The sequence below is a fragment of the Lactobacillus sp. ESL0260 genome (assembly GCF_003692935.1).
GTDB classification, from domain to species: domain Bacteria; phylum Bacillota; class Bacilli; order Lactobacillales; family Lactobacillaceae; genus Lactobacillus; species Lactobacillus melliventris.
Genome location: NZ_REHO01000010.1, coordinates 105,224 through 127,035, shown reverse-complemented (window position 1 = coordinate 127,035; position 21,812 = coordinate 105,224). Strand labels below are relative to the sequence as shown.

Sequence of the window (21,812 nt, the reverse complement as noted above, 5' to 3'; positions counted from 1 at the left end):
TTTATTCCTTTCGATAAAAACGGATAATGGTTTTACCCAGGTGCTTTTCTTTAATAAACTCAAAACCAGCAACTACCTCCAAATCCGTCTGATCATCTGTTTCAGCTACTATTATTGCTCCTTGATGTAGCAAAGCTAAATCACGCATTTTTGCCATATCAGACGCAATTTTTTGCTTTGCATATGGCGGGTCCAAAAAAACTAAATCAAATTTCTGTTGATCTTCAGCCAATTTATTCAAGGCGGCTTTACTGGACATCTTATATACAGAGAAAAGATTAGGCTCTTTGGTCAAGGCAATATTTTTGCGAATAATCGCTACGGCCTGGTAATTAATGTCTATTATCACGGCATGGTGACAACCGCGAGAAACGGCTTCTATTGCTAAAGCACCACTTCCGCCATATAGATCAAGGACTTCACCACCAGAAAAGAATTGACCTAATGAATTAAACAGTGACTCTTTAACTTTATCACTAGTCGGTCTTGTCTTTTGACTCTTTAAAGTAAATAAATTTCTTTTGGCATATTTTCCAGAAATAATTCTCATAATAGTTGTTCTGTATTTTCCTGACGTTCTTGTAACTTTCTTTCAGCATCTGCTGCTAAATCCGTAATTTGTTGTTCAATATGATCACTTGAAAGATCGATTTGATCCCATTTTGATCTTTCAACCCTGTCAACAAAATCAAGTGCATTCAGATTCCGAATAACTTGATCGATCTCATTTTGATTTACATATAAAATACAATAACCGAATTTTTTAGAAAAATATACTATATCACCATAATGCCTTAGCTTATATTGGTTGCTGACTGAATTTAAATAAACAATAATGCTCAGCCTTTGGCTAATATTTTTATTGGTTAAGTCTTGCTTGATGCTCATTTAAAACTTCCTTCTTTTTCGATTCGTTCATTTGCTGATATGTTCAGTACAATCCCAATAGCGGCTGATAAGATAATTAAAGAAGAGCCACCGTAGGAAATAAAAGGTAATGTGACCCCGGTTATAGGCAATAGACCAAGCACGGCGCCTACATTAAACAGAGTTTGAATAAAGATAATTGTAGTAACTCCAAAACATACCAGAGCATTGAATTGAGAACTGGCATGGATACCAACTTCCATGATACTCCATATCAGATAAAACATAAGACTTAGTATGACTAGAGCACCAATAACCCCAATTTCTTCTGCAATTATAGCTAAAATAAAGTCTGTGTATGGTTCTGGGAGATAGCCCCGTTTTTGCATGCTATTGCCTAATCCTACTCCGAGCAAACCACCATTATGAATAGCATAATACGAATTAACTAGCTGGGCACCACCCTTTTGCTCAAGTTCAAAAGGATGCAGAAAAGACATAAAACGGTGATATTGATACTTATTTTGTAAAAAAGCAGGATTCAATTTGATAACTAGGAAGATAAATAAATATATTCCAACTGCAATACCAATTAAGCATAATACTGCATTTTTAGCAGGAACACCAGAAACAGAAAACATGATAATCACAATCATGGCTAAAATAGCAGTACCGCCAAAATCCGGTTCAAGTATAACCAAAAGCATCATAAAAGCAGCTAAAATTGCTGGCCTATACAAATTACGAATAATTTGGCCTTTTTTGAAAGCTCCATCATGACGGTCTAAGAAATAAGCTAAGTAAATTATCAGCGACAGCTTGGCAATTTCTAATGGTTGAATCTTTATTATCTTTAAATCAATCCAGCCAACAGAACCATTTACGGCTGCGGCAGATCCCTTAAAAATTTTCAAGAGAATTAGGTAAATGAGCAGCAAAAAACTAAGACCTAAAAACCAGATAACAAATTTGCGACTCTTAAAAATTTCTAGTTTTAAGAAAAAGCACAGAGCACAGCAAACAAATACGGCAAAGACGGCATACAGAGCCTGGCGAATACCATATATTGCCGGGTTAAAGCCATTAACTAGTAATATGTCCGAGCTAGCCGAATAAACCATTACAATTCCAAAAACGACTAAGAGAATATAAGGTATGAAAATATTGTAATTTAAATGGTGAAGTTTTTGCCGCACTAGCCGATCTCTCCTTCTGTAACTTAATCTACCTTTATTATAAGCATTATAAAACAAAAAGAGCACCACTTCATCAGTGAGTGCCCTTCTAAAACATTTATTTATTTTTTATTACGTTTCTTATCAGCTTTTTGTCTTTCTGAAGTATTGAGAATTTTCTTTCTTAATCTAATTGAATCAGGAGTTACTTCACAGTATTCATCATCATTTAAGAATTCAATGGCCTCTTCAAGTGTTAAAGTCTTAGGAGTTCTGATTGCGGCAGCATGATCTTTCCCGGCAGCACGAGTGTTTGTTAAATTCTTACCTTTAATAACGTTGACCGCAATATCACGATCACGGGAAGATTGGCCAACAATCATCCCTTCATAAACTTCTACTCCAGCACCAATAAATAATTCACCACGTTGTTCAACAGTTTGTAAAGAATACGTAGTTGATTTACCCTGGCTAATCGATACTAAAGCACCATTTTGCCGTCCCGGTTCCCAATTTTTGACAACTGGCTTATATGAATCAAAACTGTGGTTCATAATGCCGTAGCCACCGGTTTGGGACATAAATTCATTATTATAACCAATTAAGCCACGAGAAGGAACCAAGAAGTCTAAACGGGTTTGATTATTGCCAGTTGAAGTCATATTCTTCATCTCACCTTTTCTTTGTGAAAGAGAATCAATGACAGAGCCAACATATTCATCTGGAGTATCAACCTGGACAGCTTCAAATGGTTCACACATTTTGCCGTCAATTTCACGATAAATTACCTTTGGTCTTGATAACTGTAATTCAAAACCTTCCCGCCGCATTTCTTCAACTAAAATTGAAAGGTGTAATTCACCACGACCAGAAACAGTCCAGGCGTTTAATTGATCAGTCGGCTCAACTCTTAATGACACATCAGTACGTGTTTGCTTAATTAGTCGATCCTCTAACTTCTTAGGCGTAACTTTGTCACCCTCACGACCAGAAAATGGTGAGTCATTAGCAACAAAGTCCATTTGCAAAGTTGGCGGATCTATTTTAAGAAGAGGTAAAGCTTCAGGACTTTCAGCAGAAGCAATAGTCTCACCAACAAAAATATCGTTAATACCGCTGATGGCAATAATATCCCCTGCTTTAGCTTCATTAATTTCATTACGCTTCAAGCCGAAGAAACCGAACAATTTCGTAACCCTAAAGTTTTGGGTAGACCCGTCACGCTTCATGACAGTGATATTATCACCAACTTTAACTTTACCGCGATAAATGCGGCCAACACCAATTCGACCAACATAATCATCCCAGTCAAGCATTGTAATTTGGAACTGCAAAGGCTCATCAGCATTGTCAATAGGCGCAGGAATAGCCTTAATAATAGTGTCAAAAATAGGATTCATCGTTTCTTCCTGTTTAGCAGGATCTGGATCATAGGATGAGGTACCATTCAAGGCCGATGCATAAACGACTGGAAAATCAAGTTGTTCATCGTTAGCGCCAAGTTCGATAAATAATTCCAAAACTTCGTCAAGAACTTCTTTGGGACGAGCACCAGGACGATCAATTTTATTGATAACCACAATGGGCTTAACTCCAGCCTCTAATGCCTTTTTGAGTACGAAACGAGTTTGCGGCATAGTACCTTCATAAGCATCAACCAGCAATAAGGCACCATCGACCATATGCATGATTCGTTCAACTTCACCACCAAAATCGGCATGTCCTGGAGTATCCAAAATATTGATGGTAGTGTCACCATACTTAACCGCTGTATTTTTAGATAAAATAGTAATACCACGTTCACGCTCAATATCGTTGGAGTCCATTGCCCGATCTTCCAGAGCCATATGTTCAGGGAGAGTGTCGGATTGCTTCAATAATTGATTAACCAAGGTAGTTTTACCATGGTCAACGTGCGCTATGATAGCTATATTTCTAATATCGTTTCTTCTTTTTTCTGACAAAAGTATTCCTCCTCCACTCCTCAATAAAAAAACTGTGACGTGGTCACAGTTTCGGCGGCACGTCAAAAACATGCTGATCGAAGTGTTTCATATCTGTATATTTACGCTCATTGATTTTACCACCTAACTGTTTAAGGGTCAACGTTTATCCCTCTTTTTCAAATTAAAAATTTAGTATAGAATAAAAAGCAGACAAATTAGTTTATTTTATGTTACAAATATAACTATAAACTTTTATGAAAGAGTGAATGTAATTGATATTAATGAAAGATATTACCCGAGATGGAAATCCGGTATTACGCAAGGTAGCCAAACCACTAACTTTTCCTTTAAGCGAACATTATCAAAATTTAGCAAAAGAAATGATGGAATATCTGATTAACTCTCAAGATCCTAAAATTGCAAAAAAGCACCAATTACGTGCTGGCGTTGGTTTAGCCGCACCTCAGGTTGGTGAGAGCGTCCAGATGGCCTCATTATTAGTACCAAATGATAAAAATGAAATAGTTTTCAAGGAAACTTTTGTTAACCCGGAAATTTTATCCGAATCTGTCAGACAAGCTTGTTTAAGTGAAGGTGAAGGTTGTCTAAGCGTTGACAAAGTAATTGATGGTTATGTGCCCCGTCCTGATAAATTGAAAATACATTATTACACTGTTTTAGGTGAAGAAAAAACAATTCGTCTAAAGGATTATCCTGCAATCGTAGCTTCACATGAAATTGAACATCTGCGAGGCCACCTTTTTTACGACCGCATCAATAAGCAAGACCCCTTTAAATTAGATGAAGATACAGTGGTCATCTATTAATTTTTCACAGATATTCATGTCGTCAGCTGTCGTTTTGACGGCTTTTTTAATAAAGCTCGCAAAACTTGATTCTATACTTGTTTTTGCATGTATGGTAGAATTTTACTAGCTATTGGAAGCTTTAATGCTGTCCAAAATTAGAACGTTTTATTAACTGAATAAGGAGAATACAAATATGATCTACAAAGTTTTGTATCAAAAAGACAAGGTTGTCAATCCTAGACGAGAAACAACCAAGACTCTTTACCTTGAGGCAGAAAATTTGGTCGCCGCAAGGACTATGGTTGAGGAAAATACCCCCTATAATATTGAACTCATCCAAGAATTAGCCGGTAATTCACTGACTTATGAAAAGGAGCATGCCGATTTTAAGCTAACTTCTTTTGAGAGTAAGAAGTAATATCTGTGCGCATAAAAAATAATGAAGTAGCCGTCGTTGCAATCGGGGGGTTGCACGAGATAGGCAAGAATATGTACTGTGTACAGTACCAAGACGAAATTATTATTATGGATTGCGGAATTAAATTCCCTGAAGATGATCTTCTTGGTATTAATTACGTCATTTCTGACTATTCATATTTAGTTAAAAATCGTAAAAAGATTAAAGCACTTGTTGTTAGCCATGGACACGAAGATCACATTGGCGGGATACCATTTCTGCTTGAAAAGATTCCGGAAATTCCCGTATATGCCACACCATTTGCCTTAGCTTTAATTAAGGGCAAGCTTGAAGAACACGGCATTTTGCGAACAACAGAATTACACGAAGAGCACGAGGACACTGTACTTAAATTCAAGAAACTAACGGTTACTTTTTTCAGAACCACTCACTCTATTCCGGATACCTTAGGCATAGCTGTTCATACCCCATTAGGTGCGGTCGTGTTTACAGGAGACTTCAAATTTGATTTAACACCGGTAATGAACCAACCTGCTCCGGATTTTCAAAAGATGGCTAAATTAGGTAACGAGGGAGTTTTAGTTCTATTATCCGATTCAACTAACGCTGAAGTCACCCAATTTACTAAGTCCGAGCGTTTTGTGGCTAAATCGCTGCATGACATTATTACGGGAATCCATGGCCGCATAATCTTTGCTACCTTCGCCTCTAATCTTTACCGCGTATCGACTGCTATCCAGGCAGCAATAGATACTGGACGTAAAGTTGCCATTTTTGGACGCAGTATGGAAAACGGTGTGCAAAATGGCATTGATTTAGGCTATTTGAACGTTCCTGATGGTCTGATTGTAGATGCTAATGAAATAAATCACACACCAGCTGAACAAGTGATGATTTTATGTACCGGCTCACAAGGTGAACCTTTAGCTGCTCTTTCCAGAATAGCAAATGGAACCCACAGACAAATTAGTTTACAGCCCGGCGATACAGTGATCTTTTCTTCAAACCCAATACCTGGCAACACATTAAGCGTTAATCATTTGATTAACAAGTTAATGGAAGGTGGCGCCAGCGTGGTTCATGGCCGCATTAATAATGTCCATACTTCAGGACACGGTGGTCAAGAAGAATTAAAGATGATGGTTCGCCTAACAAAACCTAAGTACATGATTCCTGTTCATGGTGAATACCGCATGCAGGTCATTCATACCGAACTGGCACAAGCAGCAGGAGTTCCGGCCGCAAATACATTTGTTTTGGAAAATGGTGAAGTCATTTGCTTTGGACCAGAAGGCTCCCGCATAGCTGGCCATATTCCAGCTGGCGATGTCTATGTTGATACCTCTGGCACAGCCGATGTAGGCAATGTTGTCGTTCATGATCGGCAAGTCTTATCCGAAGATGGATTGGTAGTTGTGGTGGCAACAGTTGATTACAAGCACAAACGCGTTTTAGCTGGCCCCGATGTTTTGAGTCGTGGTTTTGTTTATATGCGTGAATCTACTGAATTAATCAACCAGGCGCAAAAGCATATTTATCACATTATAAAGTCCGAAATGGACAAAACTGAACATCCTAAAGACAGTGTAATTCGCAATGCCATTATTGCTAACCTTTCTGATTTTCTATATTCTAAGACAAAAAGACGGCCGCTGATTTTACCAATGTTAGTTGAGAAAAAATAACGAAAAGCCCTTTTTAAGGGCTTTTTATGTAATGAATGAAATTTTATGGATAACAAATTAAAAATACATCTTTTGGTTAATGAAGTAGCTGGTAACGGGCGTGCCAAAAAAGCACTCAAGAAAACCACAGCTTTATTAATCAATGAAAACATTAACTTTGACTTGCGAAAAAGCACTTATGCCGGGGAGGCTATTTACATTGCACAAGAATATGGTGACCAAAAGCACTCGCCTACGGAAATTTTGTTGGTAATCGGTGGTGATGGTTCTCTTAATGAGGTGTTAAATGGAATTAAAAGATCCCAAAATCCGAAAACTCCTATTGCCTACCTACCTGCAGGAACAGGTAATGACTTTGCGCGTGCTGCTAGTTTAACGAATGATCCGAAAGTTCTTATAGATCATTTGCAACAAGAATTTAAACCAGAGCGGATAGATTGCGGGACTTTTATTTTTCCTGATATTGCCCCTAATAAGAAGTATTATTTTGCCAATAGCTTTGGCATCGGCTTTGACGCATTTGTCAACCATAATAGTAATATTTCAAAATTGAAAAAGGTTCTGAATCATCTTAGTGAAGGTAAATTAATATACGGCTGTAATGTTTTAGCAACTGTTACCAAGCAAGATACTTTTATTGTCGATATTGAAAAAAATGGTCAAAAATTCCATTTTGACGATGCTTTCATGGTTACCACAACTAATCATCCTTATTTAGGCGGAGGTCTTCCCCTTTTACCCAGTGCTAGAATTGACAGCCATAAAATATACACCGTGGTGGTTGAAAAATTTAGCTTAGCCAAATTGATTAAACTATTTATCAACCTCCTAAAAGATGGCTCACATGTCAATGATCCTCAATTTCATTATTTTGAAACTAATAAAGTTAAGGTAACAACAATAAAAAAAGAATATGCCCAAGTAGATGGGGAAGAAATTAAACGTAATATTTTTAACATTAATTTTTCTGTTTCAAGTTTTAATCTTTTACGCTGAAAAAATTAGTTTTGCCAAAACTTGCAAAAACAAAAAATACCGCGCATTTGCTATGCTCGGTATTTTGTTTTTGACTACATTTACCTTAATTAAGATATACACTTTTTAATATCAGTCTTTTTTGCACGTTAGTTTTTTAGTTTTTTACAATTTTATACTTATAACAATTAAAACTCATATGATCAAGCAGCTGACTTAAACTACGCTTTTTAAAGTGTTTATCTGAGCTTAAAATCGAATAACGACCTCCTTCGTCGACTAAATTATCTTGAGTTAGTTTGAAGCCATTATGTTTGTAAAATAATAATCTGTTGCTCCTTTGAGAGTAGTTTTTTGCTGTTTTAATAACTGGCTCAATGTCCAAAACAATTTCCTGACCTGGATGGTTTCTTTTCATTAGATTTAAAATCTCACTACCATAGCCCTTGCCACGCCAGATTGGATCAACTGCCAAATACCCAATATAAATGATTTGCTTCGCATAAGTCCAGAAAATTAAACCTATAAAATTTTCTTGGTCATAAACGGCCTGAAAATTTACTCTTTTTTGCAGACCCATTGCAAGCAAGCCACTAATTGGAAACCGCTCTCTTTTTGGAAATGCACTTAAATATAATTTTTTTACTTTAAAATAATTTTTTGTTCCCCATTTAACATTTTTAAACGTTAAAATAAATATCACCTTTCTCTAACTTAAAATGCGTCAAATGAACCGTTTTTGCGCTCTTTTTTAATACAATAATTGAAAATCAATATACCAAACAAGAACCAAATTACATTTACCACTATCAATAACATCAGTTTCGACAATGAAACTCCATGACCAAGAAATATTTGCCGCACTATTTCGATGCCACCGACATAGGGAATGATCTCCTGAAACGCATTATATACTGGTAAATAAACATTTGACAACATTAGCAATAAAGCCTGCAAAATAGTAGCCCACTGACCCATTCTTTTAAATCTAATAGAACCAGAAGCAAAAATCATTCCGATGCCAAACATTCCTAAGTTGGAAATTAAGGAAAAAGCAAACGTCAATAATATAGCTTTTAATAATTCCGCTACTGTAAACATTGAAAAAAACGAGGCTACAATGCCTATAATTAAAAGATAAATCCAAACAAATAAGTTTTCTGCCAAAGTTTGAATAAAGTATAGAACCCACAAGGGAAAGACGGATTGCGTTTCACTTTCAAGCAGACCAGTTCGCTCATCAGTCTCCACCCCATTACTGCATCCACCCAATGAGGCAATACCAATACTCCAAAACAAAAAGCCAACAATAGTAAATAAAACCCCTTGTTTGGTACCATAGGCCTGGCCCAATTCGGCAGGCTTGGTGAAAAGGATAACAATTAAGAAAGCTCCAGCATATAAAACAAGCGAACTAATAGCAGAATTAACATAGCGCATTTGCAGTTTTAGCTCTAAATATAATTGTACCCAAAAAATATTAAATAGCTTTTTGATTTTTTTCATTTTGCTTCCTACTTTCGCTTATAAATTTCACGGTATTCAGAAATTAGGTCATCTTCAGCCATTTTATGTTCAATATTTTGCTCTATTTGGCCATCTCTTAAGAAGAGATAATGATCAACAACTCCAGAGAGCATCTGTGTATCGTGAGAAGAAATGAAAATAATATTGCCATTCTTATTTTTTAAATCCAGAATAAAAGAGGCTAAATCCTCTTGAGCTGCTATGTCCAAACCATTTGATGGTTCATCCAAGAGTAAAACTTCTGTTCCCATTGCAGCTCCCACCAAGATAGCAGCTTTTTTCTTTAAGCCAGTGGACAAGTTCTGAAAAAAAGTATTAAGCTCATTTGAAAAATTAAAATCTTGAGCCATTTTACGAATGTTATTTTCAGTTCTTTTAGTACTAATTCCTTTAAGTGAGGAAAAGTACATTCCGTTTTCAAGGGTATTCAGTCTATACATAAGACCCCTTTCTCCGGATGCAACGAAACTTGTGTGCAAGCAGGCCCACTTAAAATAGGATCCTTTCGTTTGATCATTCCTGATCGTGCCCTCAGTTGGTTCTAGTACTCCTGCAAGTAGTCTTAACATGGTTGACTTGCCCACACCATTAGGTCCAACCAAACCAATTACTATAGGTTCCAAAGGGATTTTAATGTTAATATCATGTAAAACTGGCTTTTTACCGTAATTTTTCTTTACCTGATCAAAAACTATTGTCATAGACTTTGCTCCCCCAGATTAAAATAAAATAATATTACTAATTTAATCATTATATTTTAAAAAAAGCAATAAAAATTGTATTTGAAAAATTTTTTAATTAAGATATGAAATATTTACTTGGAGTTGCGCTAAACGCATAATGGTGTCGATTAAATTTTCTCTGTCAGCTTTAGCACTGATAACGCCATTTTGGAGATTAAAATTAAACTCTGAGGCTATCGCTATATCACCAATAGTTGCTATTAAATCAACGTCACTTGCACTAGGATCAAGCTTAAAAAGTGAACGGCCATCATCACTGACAATAAACTTTTCTTTTGCAGTTCTTTCTACAAAACAATAAACTGACTCATTAAAAGAATCTCGATAAATTGTTTCAACTTCCAGGGTAATTTGATCCAGCAGTAAAACATGAGTATGATTATTAACCCATATTTGTAAAGCATCATTAAACTCATTCAAATCAGCATGTTTTCCTATCATAGCGAATTTTTACCCCGCTCTTGTTACTAACTTGACATCTTGCATCCCAATCATAGGATCTATCTGTCCTGAGTATATCAATTCAGGTGTCAAAATATAATTCGTTTTCTCAGGACTTATTTCTTCAGAATTTGATACAACGTCTTGGTCACTTTTAGCTGGAATCTGCTTCTTAGTTTCCATGGGCTCAACTTTTAACGTCGCTTGTAATTTAGTAGTTAAGCCAGTCTTGCGATCATTACCAGAAGTATTCAAAGCCATTTCATAAGCACGAGGGTCACCAATTAAAACCAAATTTTTTTCTGCACGAGTAACGGCAGTATATAACAAATTACGTTTGAGCATGACATAATTTTGCATAGTCAGACTAAGGATAACTAAAGGAAATTCAGAACCCTGGGCTTTATGAATAGTAATTGCATATGCTCTGGTTAAATCGAAAAGATCCTTTTTGCTAAAAGTAATTTCCCTATCATCGAAGTCAGCAACCATACACTTTTGCGAATTTTCGTTATCAATTGCTAAAATTTTGCCGATTTGACCGTTATAAATATCTTTTTCCGGATTATTTTGCAGCTGTAGAATGCGATCACCAATACGAAAAATCTCGTCATGCACTTCCAGAATTTTACTGTTTGGCTTAGCTGGATTCATAATTTCCTGAATTACATCATTCAAATTATTTACTCCGCCATCGCCCTGATACATAGCCCCCAAGACTTGGATATCATCGGGATTAAAACCTTTTGCCAAAGCTCGCTCAACAATTTGACTAACTACGTGAGCGACTTCATGAGGTGGACAAGAAATGAAGGAATAGTTGCTGGTTTTTTGAAATAATTCTTGGACATTTTTACCCATATTAATGTCATGAGCAAGTGTGATAATGCTGGAATCATCACCTTGACGGTGGATTTGCTTGAGAACTGTAGTGGGAAAAGCTTGCGATTTAATCAAATCAGCAAACACATTTCCTGCACCAACAGAAGGCAGTTGATCTTTATCTCCTACGAAAACAATATGTTTAGTCTCATTAATGCTATAAACCAACTGTTTAAACAAAAACATATCTACCATTGACATTTCATCAATGATTAAAATCTCACCATTTAATTCGTTCAAATCAGTTGCATCATTTTCTCCAATTCCCAATCCTAATAAGCGATGGATTGTTTTAGCGGTAATACCAGTGATTTCTTCCATTCTTTTTGCAGCACGACCTGTAGGTGCTGCCAGCAAAAATGGTGGATCCGTACTATACAAAGATGAAGCAGGTATTTTAGCTAAATCACGCAATGCTAACAGAATACCGTTAATGATAGTTGTTTTACCTGTTCCTGGACCACCAGTTAAAATTGAGATGGGATTAGTTAAAGCATTTTTAATAGCAGCTTTTTGGGTTTCATCATAAGTAATCTTTAACTTAGCTTCAGCCTGAGCTATGGCGCGGTTTAATTCCTTCTCACTATATTTTGAACTCTTACGGCTTTTTTCCACCAAATTTTTCATTGCATTGGCAATATCACTTTCAGTTTCATATATTTCCTGCAGCGCTGCATTTTCCCCCATTACCACCACTTTACCTTGATGCTGGAGATTATTAACGCAATCAGCTATGACATCAAATTGATCAACTTGAAGCAATTTACCAGTCTCTGTTAGCAACTGTTCCAGTTTGATGTATGTATTACCTTCTTTAGCAACTTCATCAAGTAAAATTTGAAAAATAGCGCCATTAACTCTTTTAGGATCTGCGGAACCAATTCCTAGTTTACTACCGATTCGATCGGCACTTTTAAACGCATAGCCCGTAACTTCAGCAATAGAAGCATATGGATCTTCTTCCAATTTGGTTAGAGTGTCACCATGATAAAGCTGGTAAAGTCTGCCAGCTACTTTTTTATTTAAGCCAAATTGCGCTAATTTTAGTACAGTTTCAGAATAAGAATCCATTAAGCTGACACCATTTAGCAGACTATCTTTTTGCTTTTTGGTTAATGACAAAGTCGCTACTTTTTCAGGTTTTTCTTTTAAAATTGTTAGTGCATCCATTCCTAAGTCTGAAATTATTGCACTGGCTGCCTTTTTACCGATTCCCGGAAATTTACTTGAACTCAAGTAGCTGATTAAACTGCCTTTTTCATGTGGTAAAGCTAGTTTATAGTTATCTGAGCGAAATTGCAGGCCAAACTTATTATGAACAATTAGCCTGCCAGAAAAGCTATAAGTTGCACCAACTTGGACATCACCAAAATTACCGGTAACTTTAATTTCATCACGATCGTATTTTTCTAGTTTGCCAATTATGGTGACATCAAGTATCTTATATAGATCCTGGTCATTTTCAAAAACTATTCTGTTAATTTTTCCGGTAAAAGTTGTCATTTTTTCTTTCTCGCCTTAATTATTAATTTTAGTGCAGAAGCATACTTTTGCTCTTCTTGGGCAAAAACTTTGGGATCCTGCGCTTTAGCTTTGGCAAAATACTTTTCTGCTTCTAGACGGTTTTGTGTCAAACTTGTGATTCCCAGCATGAAATTGACTTTTGCCGTCCTTTGCTTTTTCCCGATTTTTTTATAACTTGACTCTGCCTGATTGATTTCCCCAAGACTAAGCCAAATATCTCCTATCAATTCCCACGTCTTGGCATCTCTTTGTTTAATAGTTAAAGCATAAGCAAGTGCTTTTTGCTTTTGTCCAATTTTTAAAAAAACGAGAGCCTTTTGGTATAAAACTAAATCATTGTTGGGAATCTGGTTAAGTATATTTAAGGCCTTTTTAAATTCACCTTGCAAGTAATAGCACACTGCCAAATCATAATCTAAATCCTGCGGATGAGTAACCAGATTTTTAGCCTTTTCTAATAACTCCGTAGCTTGATCGCTGCTACCCTTTTTTATTAAATAGGTGGCCAATTTTAAATAGTTTTCACTGTTATCTGGCTTTTCATCAATGTGAGTAATTAATTCGTGTATCTTTTTTTGAACAACTTCGGAATTACTTGTTGCTTTTCTTTTATCTATCATAATGAATCTGAATTCACCATTTTTCTACCTAAAAATCCTGTTTCGTTCCAAACTAAAGCATCAAAAGTCTTGCCTTTATCTTTTGTTTCTAAAATCGTCAGACTGGTATTGCTTAAGCCGCCGTTGCGCCTGATATCTGACAGCGGATAGCCTAATAATCCTCCCATAATTGCCCCTAAGGCCGCACCGTGACTTACAGCAATTACTTTATCATCCGCCTTAAACTTCAGCGCAATATCATGACCAAAACTTTTACCGCGAGCAATGACTTCAGAATAATTTTCTCCACCTATACTGTGACCGTCATATTTTTCGGGATGATCCCAAATATCAGTTACTTGCTTGGGGTAATTAGTTTGAGCTTCAGCGAAAGTGAGACCTTCCATTGCTCCCAAATCGAATTCGCGCAGACGATCATCTATTTTAACTGCAAGAGGACAGCTCAATGTTTTTACTAAGCCTTCCGCTGTAGCCTTAGCTCTTTTTAACGGACTTGAATATATTCCGGCAAATTTGGTGCCAGTTAAAAAACCGCCTAATTTTTGAATATCACTTAAGCTTTGAGGCAAAAGTGGTGAGTCACCGTGAGCTCCTTGAAAACGCCTTTGTAAATTCCATTCTGTTTTACCATGTCTGACAAAATAAATTTGCATTCATTAATTACTCTTTTCTATAGCTGTTGCTATCTAGTTTATCATTTAATTAGTTTAAAAGAAAAACGAACACAAATAAAAAGGAAAATGCATGGCACATTTTCCTTACTTGTTTGTATTAGACTAATTGTAATTGCTGCTCATTCTGGTAGGCGCAGTCGATATTGCCACCGCCTAAACACTCTTCGCCTTGATAAAGAACCAGAGCTTGTCCAGGAGTTACAGCGCGTGCCGGCTCATCAAAGTAAACTTTGGCCCTGTTTGCTGCAGCATCATAAGAAACTGTCACGCCGACATCTGGTTGACGATAACGGAACTTGGCACTGCAATGAATTGTAAAATCATGCTTGGGCTGTCCAGTAAAAAATGACATGTCACTAGCTTCTAATTCAGTGGCATAAAGTAGCTTGCTGTCATAACCCTGCTCCACAATCAATTGATTTTTTTGCAAGTCTTTGCCGACAACAAACCAAGGGGCTGTAGATTCTTTAGTTGAACCTAAGCCTAAACCGGATCTCTGACCGATTGTATAATACATTAAGCCAGCATGATGACCAACTACTCTACCATCTGGCGTAATCATTTCACCAGACTGGGCAGGTAAAAATTCACTCAAAAACTTACGAAAGTTTCTTTCCCCAATAAAGCAAATACCGGTGGAATCCTTCTTTTTCGCTGTAGCTAAACCATTTTCTATTGCAATTTCCCGGACTTGCGGCTTTGTGAGATTGGCTAATGGAAAAATAACGCGGCTAATCTGTCTTTGATTTAACTGACTTAAAAAATAAGTTTGATCCTTATTACCATCTTTAGGACGCATCATGTGTGTAATGCCATTTTTATCAGTTATAGTTTTTGCATAATGCCCCATTGCAATATAATCTGCGTCCAGATTGAAAGCAAACTCTAAAAAGGATTTGAATTTAATCTGACTATTACACATTACATCAGGATTTGGCGTGCGCCCTTTTTTATATTCATTTAAGAAATACTCAAAAACTCGCTGCCAATACTCCCTTTCAAAATTAATTGAATAATAAGGAATACCAATTTGATCAGCAACTTTTTTAACGTCTTCATAGTCATCAGTGGCTGTACAAACGCCGGAATCATCGGTATCATCCCAGTTTTTCATGAAGACACCAATTACGTCATATCCTTGTTTTTTCAAAAGAAGGGCGGAAACTGAAGAGTCGACCCCTCCACTCATTCCTACAACTATTCTTTTGTTTTTCTTTTCCAAATTAATCAATCCTTCACAGCGACAATAATTTTACGTTCCTCAAGATCTTTTAAGATATAATTTAAAAGTTCCACTGTGGGAGCCAATTGCTTATTTTTAAAAATATTGACCTTTTGCAAGCCATTTCTATCAGTAACGACCATTGTTAAACGGGTCATTTCCTTGTTAATGGTCATTTTCAACTTTGTTGGGGCGTTATATGGTGAATCATTATAAAGTGGATGCTCATAATTAAAATTACCCTTAACAGTTTTAACAAAACCGGCATCAATCAGTGCATATAATTTCAAGTCGGGACTAAGCGTAAACTTGCGTGTATCACCATTAATCATAACCATATTTGCCATAATATTACCTCACTTACTTATAATAAGCATATCTTTTTAAAAAAGCAATTTTTTTATTTATTTTGTATTTTACCCACAATTTTAACCAACTGACTTGCAAAAGCAGAAACTTCTTCCTCAGTAGTATAACGTCCAAATGATATGCGAATTGATTCAGATATTCGCGGAGAGTTTTTACCAAAACAAGCCACTAAAACATGGGAAGGCTCAAGTGTTCCTGCGGTACATGCAGAACCCCCTGAAACCGCAAACCCAGCCAAATCTAAGTTTGTTTGCAGAATAGTCGTATTGACATTAGCAAAATGCAAGTTCAAAACATGATGAGAATCAAATTTTCTAGTTCCACCATTAACTTGATACTCAATTTGAGCTTGGTCAAGTTTATTTAAAATAATTTTTTGCAATTTCTGATAATTAGCCTGGAGCTTGTTCTTATCCACAGCTGCAATTTCATTAATAGCTTCTCCAAAACCTGCAATTCCTGGAACATTCTCGGTTCCAGCCCTGCGTTTAGTTTCCTGTTCCCCACCATAAACTAAAGGTGGTAGTTTAATAGCATTTTTTTCATATAAAAATCCCAGAAACTTAGGACCATTGATTTTATGAGCAGAAGTGGATAATAAGTCGATATTCATTTTAGCAACATCAAGATTAATGTTTCCTAATCCTTGAACTGCATCTACATGAAAATAGGCATTACTTTGTCTTACCATTGCACCAATTTCAGCCAAAGGATTGATTGTTCCAACCTCATTATTAACTGCCATTACAGATACCAAAATAGTTTGCGGAGTCAATGCGCTTTTCAAATCAGCCAATGATATCCGACCATCTGTATCTACATCAAGGTAGATAACATCATAACCCTCTTTTTCCAGTTGCTGCATTGGCTTTAAAACAGAGGGATGTTCAATTTTTGTTGTGATAATGCGTTTACCAATATTTTGGCGACTATGAGCAGTCCCAAAAATAGCAGTATTATTACTCTCAGATCCACCGGAGGTGAAAATTATCTCATTTTCGCTGGCATTGATTGCTCGGGCAGCTTCTTGCCTGGCAAGATCAATGACATGACGGGCCTTACGTCCTAATTCATAAGTACTGGAAGCATTGCCAAAGTCATTTTTCATTTCTTCAGCTATCACATTAATTACTTTGGCAGACATAGGTGTCGTAGCAGCATTATCCAAGTAAATTTCTGTCATTTATGAATTCATCTTCTCTATGTAAGTACAAATAATTTTAGCCGCTTTAGCACCCACTTTTTGTGCAAACTGATCAAAGTCTTCATTTGCATCTTGATTGCCATTGTCAGAAATAGCTCGCAAAGCTATTAAAGGCTTATTAAAATGATAAGCCACCTGTGCAAAAGCAGCCCCTTCCATCTCAACTCCTAAAGCTTGAGCAAAATTTTGCTTAATATCATTTTTTTGTGCTTGTGAACCAATGAAAGAATCGCCTGTGACAATAAGTCCCTCTTTATATTCAATGTTCTCATGCTGCAAAAACTGTGCAAATTGTGTTCTAGCAGTCGACTTCAAAACAAACTCTGCCGGTTCACCTGGTATTTGTCCTTCAACATAATCCCCTGCTAGAGTATTATGCGCATCGTGATAAGCAAATGAACTGGCTAAAATCAAATCGCCCTTTTGAATATTGGGCTGTAAAGATCCTGCTGTACCAGTCATAAAAACTAAATCAATATTAAGCTGGCATAGCAAACTAGCTAAATTCATAGCAGCTTGGACTTTACCAATTCCACTCAAACCAATATATAAATCATTGTGGTTAACGCAAAAATGCTCGAATGTGGTAGATCCGAACATTTCTTTGTGACCAGAGCGAAAATACTTATGATAATATTCAGCCTCAATTTCCATTGGGACAATAATTGCTATCTTCATTTTTACCCTCGTTTTTATTTATAAGTGAAATAACGCCAATAATACCAAAATAATTAAAATTGAAACGATGAGAATGGCACGATTAAGCTTACCTTTCAGTCTTAACGCTTTGTCTTGACTGGTAGTTGGTTGAGATTGTGACTTATTCTCTTTTCTTCTCGCCGTCTGCCCCTGAGTCTTTGCCCTTTTATTTGAAGATTCATTTGGTTGTATAAATTCATCTTCATTACGGGTAAAATCAGGATTAACGTCAACTTCAGCATCATTATCATCAAAAGCAGATTTAATTGTATTTAAAATATTTTTGCTTTTTTTCTTTTTTAATTTTTTACGGTAATCAGATCGCTTTTCTGTCATTTTAATCCCTTGTATTAGCACTGGTAAGCAACATATTTTCCCAAACACTCATTGCATATAATGTCTTGGCATCAACAATTTTACCTTGTGCCGCAAGCTGTTTCAACTTTTCCAAACTATACCAGTGACTAGTTAAAAATTCGTCAGGATCAAGCGCCTTTTTATCAGTCAATTTGGTTAATGTATCACAATAAAATAAGTATAGTTTCTCATTAGTAAAGCCAGGCGACGAATAGAATTCCGTTATCTTTTCCCAGTAGTCAGCATGATAACCGCCTTCTTCATTTAATTCCCTTTTCATGGCATCTAATGGACTGGCATCAGTTTCATCTATCAATCCTGCTGGAATTTCCAAAGTCAACTCTTTAATCGGCTCACGCCACTGCTCAACCAGCAACATTTCTTGCTTATCATTTACTGCAATGGCAGCCGAAGCAGGCTGATGTTTTACAACTTCTCTTGTTGCAGTTTCACCATTAGGTAATTTGATAGTTCTAACTGAAAGATCAACTATACGCCCAGTAAAAATTTGTTTTGAGGAGATTTCAGTTTCTGTTAAATCCATTATTCACTTTCCTGTTAATCAGCTAAATATACGTTCACACATTGGAGTCCATTTTTTCCTTGAGCAAGCTGATATTTAACCTTTTGTCCTACTTGTAAGCGGCGATAACCTTCTTCTTTTATTGCTGTATAAAAAACAAAATATGATTTCTGGTTTTCATTATCAGTAATAAAACCAAAACTACTGTTACGATCGAATTGCTTTACTGTTCCGTAGCGCATTATTCTTCTAAGCCTTCCTGTACAGCTTCAGGGTAATCCTCTTTGACAATTTTAGCACATCTACCGCAAAGCATTGGAACTTCACTATCAGCTCCGATATCAGTTCTAATCATGCGACAACGAGGACAAACTTCTCCTTTAGCATGCTCAACTATAAAAGCACCATTTGGTAATTTTTGAGCATTTGCCGGTGCCTCACCATTAGCAATTGTTAATTTAGAAACAATCAAAATTTGTCTAAAGTTGGCATCAAGGTTAGCTAAAACAGTTTTCATCTCATCTGTGGGATAAACTGTGACAGCTGCTTCAAATGATTTACCAATTAATTTTTGATCACGTGCTTCTTCGAGCACCTTCAAAACATCATCACGTAAATTCATGAATTTCTGCCAATTTTCCAGAAGCTCATCATGATTATCATATTGTTCAACTTCAGGCATATCAGCAAGCTGGACATAATCTTCTTTTTCTTTTAAGAAGGACCAAACTTCTTCCATTGTGTGAGGCAATATTGGTGTCATGACTTTAGCAAGTTTTACCGCTGCATCATAGATTACAGTTTGCATTGATCTTCTCGCATGACTATTTTTGCTTTCAATATAAAGAACATCTTTGGCAAAGTCCAGATAAAATGCTGATAAATCGTTTGAGATAAAGGCAAATACCTTTTTATATACATTATTAAAGTCGTAACGTTCATAACTGTCAAGGCAAGTTTTAACTAAATCGTTAAGTTTAACTTCCAGGTATTGATCAATAGAATTGAGATTTTCATAAACCACACGGTCTTTTTGCGGATCAAAGTCTGAGGTGTTAGCCAGCATGTAACGGAAAGTATTCCGAATTTTACGATAACTTTCAGAAGTTTGACGTAAAATATCTTGTGAAACGGCAACGTCAGAAGTCGTGTCAACTGAGGCAACCCATAACCGAATTATTTCTGCACCCATTTGTTTGATGACATCGTTTGGAGAAATTACATTACCTAACGATTTAGACATTTTATGTCCTTTTTCATCTAAAACAAAGCCTTGTGACAAAATACCACGATAAGGTGCCTTACCCGTGGCAGCTACAGAAGTAATCAGACTTGAATTGAACCACCCACGGTATTGGTCACTACCTTCAAGGTAAAGATCACATGGAAATTTTAAATCTGGTCTTTTGGCCATAACAGCCTGATGGGAAGACCCTGAATCAAACCAAACGTCCAAAATATCTTTTTCTTTAGTAAACTTACCATTTGGAGAATGTTCAGAAGTGAAACCTTCGGGCAATAATTCCTGAGCAGTCTTCTTATACCAAGCATTTGAGCCCTCTTTAGCAAAAATCTGGGCAATATGCTCGATAGTTTCTGGCGTCACAATTGCAGTGCCATCTTCTGCGTAAAAGATTGGCAGTGGAACACCCCAAGCACGCTGTCTGGAAATTACCCAGTCACCACGATCTTTAATCATATTGTGTAAGCGTAATTGACCCCAAGAAGGCGTAAATTTAACCTGATCAATTTGGTCAAGAATTTGCTGACGAAACTTAGCAACAGAAGCAAACCATTGTGTGGTAGCACGGTAAATTACGGGCTTCTTGGTGCGCCAATCATGTGGGTAAGAGTGGGTAAAGAAACTTAACTTGAGTAAATTCCCTGACTTCTTTAATTTTTCGCTGACAACTTTATTCGCATCATCATAAAATAAGCCAGCTAAATCAGGATCATTAATATCTGCAGTAAAGCAGCCCTTGTCATCCATAGGACTATATACAGGTAGACCATACTTTTGAGCAACATTATAGTCGTCTTCACCAAAGCCGGAAGCTGTGTGAACTAAGCCAGTACCATCACTAGCAGTAACGTGCATCGCATTCATTAAAATGGCATCACGATCATACAAAGGATGCTTAGCAACCATACGGTCCATTTCACTACCCTTAAGATGTTGCACCACTTCATAGTCATTCCAGCCCAATTCTTCAGCAACGGCTTCTAAACGATCAGTTCCAACAACGTAACGCTTATCGTTAACCTGGACTACTGAGTAATCAAACCCTGGATTGACTGTAATCCCTTGGTTAGTAGGAATAGTCCAAGGTGTAGTTGTCCAAATCAAGAAATATGTCTTCTCAGGATTCAGAATTCCTTTACCGTCTTTTACAGGAAATGAAACATAAATTGAAGGTGATTTAATATCGTGATATTCAACTTCAGCTTCGGCTAATGTTGATTCACTTGAAGGAGACCAATAAACAGGCTTTTTGCCTTTATAGATATATCCTTTTTCATACATTTTACCAAAGACGCGAATTTCTTCTGCCTCATATTCTGGTTGATAAGTAATATATGGGTGGTCCCAGTCTCCCATTACGCCTAAGCGCTTAAAGTCAGTCATTTGCTTTTTAACTTCTTTACTGGCAAAATCTTGACAAAGTTGACGGTAATCCGCAAGATTCATTTTTTTGCGGTCAACGCCCTGTTTAGTCAATTGCTGTTCAATTGGCAAACCATGAGTATCCCAACCCGGAACATAAGGAGCATAATAACCGTTCATGTTTTTGAAGCGAACGATTATGTCCTTAGATACTTTATTCATCGCATGACCAATATGAATATTACCATTTGCAAAGGGAGGACCATCATGCAAGTCGAATCTTGGCTTGCCTTTGTTTAATTTTAATCTCTGCTCATATAATTTATTTTCTTCCCATTCTTTTTGCCATTGTGCTTCGCGTACTGGCAAATTGCCCCGCATCTTAAATTTAGTTTTACCTAAATTAAGTGTATCTTTCACTCTCATTTTTTAATCCTTCCTATCAAAAAACCTCGTCCTAAAATTAGGGCGAGGTTAATATCGTGGTACCACCTAAATTGAGTTGCTAAACTCCACTTAATGAATTGCGTATCGTGCAACTACCGTA

General features: G+C 36.6%; 23 protein-coding genes. 4 read left to right on the top strand and 19 right to left on the bottom strand.

Translation table 11 applies throughout. From position 1 onward, the window contains the following. Position 1: 1 nt before the first annotated feature. From rsmD to typA, 4 genes are all read right to left on the bottom strand, one after another. The gene (rsmD, locus tag F5ESL0260_RS04350) at positions 2-550 is read right to left on the bottom strand and encodes a 16S rRNA (guanine(966)-N(2))-methyltransferase RsmD (protein WP_122026006.1); all 549 of its coding nucleotides are present in this window, start codon (positions 548-550) and stop codon (positions 2-4) included. Further along, complete coding sequence (locus F5ESL0260_RS04345) at positions 547-888, bottom strand: YlbG family protein (protein ID WP_122026005.1); 342 nt, start codon at positions 886-888, stop codon at positions 547-549. Before F5ESL0260_RS04345 ends, rsmD begins: the two co-directional genes overlap by 4 nt. After that, positions 885-2,063, bottom strand: coding sequence for an FtsW/RodA/SpoVE family cell cycle protein (locus F5ESL0260_RS04340; RefSeq protein ID WP_122026004.1), 1,179 nt, complete (start codon positions 2,061-2,063; stop codon positions 885-887). Before F5ESL0260_RS04340 ends, F5ESL0260_RS04345 begins: the two co-directional genes overlap by 4 nt. Positions 2,064-2,164: 101 nt before the next feature. Then, the gene (gene typA, locus F5ESL0260_RS04335) at positions 2,165-4,006 is read right to left on the bottom strand and encodes a translational GTPase TypA (protein ID WP_122026003.1); all 1,842 of its coding nucleotides are present in this window, start codon (positions 4,004-4,006) and stop codon (positions 2,165-2,167) included. A 254-nt stretch (positions 4,007-4,260) separates the two neighbouring features. On the opposite strand from typA, the gene def reads away from it, so the two are divergent. The 4 genes from def to F5ESL0260_RS04315 all read left to right on the top strand — a co-directional run bounded on the left by def (position 4,261) and on the right by F5ESL0260_RS04315 (position 7,896). Beyond that, on the top strand, positions 4,261-4,815 hold the full coding sequence (gene def, locus F5ESL0260_RS04330) for a peptide deformylase (protein ID WP_122026002.1): 555 nt from the start codon (positions 4,261-4,263) through the stop codon (positions 4,813-4,815). A 175-nt stretch (positions 4,816-4,990) separates the two neighbouring features. After that, a complete protein-coding gene (locus tag F5ESL0260_RS04325; RefSeq protein WP_046324764.1) occupies positions 4,991-5,215 on the top strand; it encodes a DNA-dependent RNA polymerase subunit epsilon in 225 nt (74 codons plus the stop codon). A 5-nt stretch (positions 5,216-5,220) separates the two neighbouring features. Further along, positions 5,221-6,900 carry a ribonuclease J1 gene (gene rnjA, locus F5ESL0260_RS04320; RefSeq protein ID WP_110446035.1) on the top strand — a complete coding sequence of 560 codons (1,680 nt, stop codon included), beginning with the start codon at positions 5,221-5,223 and terminating at the stop codon, positions 6,898-6,900. Between the two features lie 45 nt (positions 6,901-6,945). Beyond that, the gene (locus tag F5ESL0260_RS04315; protein WP_122026001.1) at positions 6,946-7,896 is read left to right on the top strand and encodes a diacylglycerol kinase family protein; all 951 of its coding nucleotides are present in this window, start codon (positions 6,946-6,948) and stop codon (positions 7,894-7,896) included. A gap of 136 nt (positions 7,897-8,032) precedes the next feature. On the opposite strand, the gene F5ESL0260_RS04310 is transcribed toward F5ESL0260_RS04315, so the two are convergent. The 15 genes from F5ESL0260_RS04310 to ileS form a co-directional block, all read right to left on the bottom strand. Then, positions 8,033-8,455: a GNAT family N-acetyltransferase gene (locus F5ESL0260_RS04310; RefSeq protein WP_158593813.1), complete on the bottom strand. Its 423-nt coding sequence runs from the start codon at positions 8,453-8,455 to the stop codon at positions 8,033-8,035. A 134-nt stretch (positions 8,456-8,589) separates the two neighbouring features. Next, positions 8,590-9,381 (bottom strand): ABC transporter permease, encoded by a 792-nt coding sequence (locus F5ESL0260_RS04305; RefSeq protein WP_122025999.1) that lies wholly within the window; start codon positions 9,379-9,381, stop codon positions 8,590-8,592. An 8-nt stretch (positions 9,382-9,389) separates the two neighbouring features. Further along, the gene (locus tag F5ESL0260_RS04300; RefSeq protein WP_122025998.1) at positions 9,390-10,103 is read right to left on the bottom strand and encodes an ABC transporter ATP-binding protein; all 714 of its coding nucleotides are present in this window, start codon (positions 10,101-10,103) and stop codon (positions 9,390-9,392) included. A 93-nt stretch (positions 10,104-10,196) separates the two neighbouring features. Further along, positions 10,197-10,586, bottom strand: coding sequence for a DUF1828 domain-containing protein (locus F5ESL0260_RS04295; protein WP_122025997.1), 390 nt, complete (start codon positions 10,584-10,586; stop codon positions 10,197-10,199). A gap of 9 nt (positions 10,587-10,595) precedes the next feature. Next, a complete protein-coding gene (locus F5ESL0260_RS04290; protein ID WP_122025996.1) occupies positions 10,596-12,971 on the bottom strand; it encodes an ATP-dependent RecD-like DNA helicase in 2,376 nt (791 codons plus the stop codon). After that, the gene (locus F5ESL0260_RS04285) at positions 12,968-13,609 is read right to left on the bottom strand and encodes a tetratricopeptide repeat protein (protein WP_370448586.1); all 642 of its coding nucleotides are present in this window, start codon (positions 13,607-13,609) and stop codon (positions 12,968-12,970) included. The genes F5ESL0260_RS04290 and F5ESL0260_RS04285 overlap by 4 nt, the downstream gene beginning before the upstream one ends. Continuing rightward, positions 13,609-14,265, bottom strand: coding sequence for a histidine phosphatase family protein (locus F5ESL0260_RS04280; protein ID WP_122025994.1), 657 nt, complete (start codon positions 14,263-14,265; stop codon positions 13,609-13,611). Before F5ESL0260_RS04280 ends, F5ESL0260_RS04285 begins: the two co-directional genes overlap by 1 nt. Positions 14,266-14,383: 118 nt before the next feature. Further along, complete coding sequence (mnmA, locus tag F5ESL0260_RS04275) at positions 14,384-15,508, bottom strand: tRNA 2-thiouridine(34) synthase MnmA (protein WP_122025993.1); 1,125 nt, start codon at positions 15,506-15,508, stop codon at positions 14,384-14,386. Positions 15,509-15,513: 5 nt separating this feature from the next. After that, on the bottom strand, positions 15,514-15,855 hold the full coding sequence (locus F5ESL0260_RS04270; protein ID WP_046324756.1) for a DUF1831 domain-containing protein: 342 nt from the start codon (positions 15,853-15,855) through the stop codon (positions 15,514-15,516). 53 nt (positions 15,856-15,908) lie between these two features. Further along, on the bottom strand, positions 15,909-17,060 hold the full coding sequence (locus tag F5ESL0260_RS04265) for a cysteine desulfurase family protein (RefSeq protein WP_122025992.1): 1,152 nt from the start codon (positions 17,058-17,060) through the stop codon (positions 15,909-15,911). Beyond that, on the bottom strand, positions 17,061-17,759 hold the full coding sequence (locus tag F5ESL0260_RS04260; RefSeq protein ID WP_122025991.1) for a 5'-methylthioadenosine/adenosylhomocysteine nucleosidase: 699 nt from the start codon (positions 17,757-17,759) through the stop codon (positions 17,061-17,063). Positions 17,760-17,777: 18 nt separating this feature from the next. Beyond that, on the bottom strand, positions 17,778-18,116 hold the full coding sequence (locus tag F5ESL0260_RS04255) for a hypothetical protein (protein WP_122025990.1): 339 nt from the start codon (positions 18,114-18,116) through the stop codon (positions 17,778-17,780). 1 nt (position 18,117) lies between these two features. Continuing rightward, positions 18,118-18,681 carry an NUDIX hydrolase gene (locus F5ESL0260_RS04250; RefSeq protein WP_046324752.1) on the bottom strand — a complete coding sequence of 188 codons (564 nt, stop codon included), beginning with the start codon at positions 18,679-18,681 and terminating at the stop codon, positions 18,118-18,120. Between the two features lie 14 nt (positions 18,682-18,695). Then, positions 18,696-18,902, bottom strand: coding sequence for a cold-shock protein (locus tag F5ESL0260_RS04245; protein WP_122025989.1), 207 nt, complete (start codon positions 18,900-18,902; stop codon positions 18,696-18,698). Continuing rightward, positions 18,902-21,691, bottom strand: a complete 2,790-nt coding sequence (gene ileS / locus F5ESL0260_RS04240; RefSeq protein ID WP_122025988.1) for an isoleucine--tRNA ligase — start codon at positions 21,689-21,691, stop codon at positions 18,902-18,904. Before ileS ends, F5ESL0260_RS04245 begins: the two co-directional genes overlap by 1 nt. Positions 21,692-21,812 lie beyond the last annotated feature (121 nt).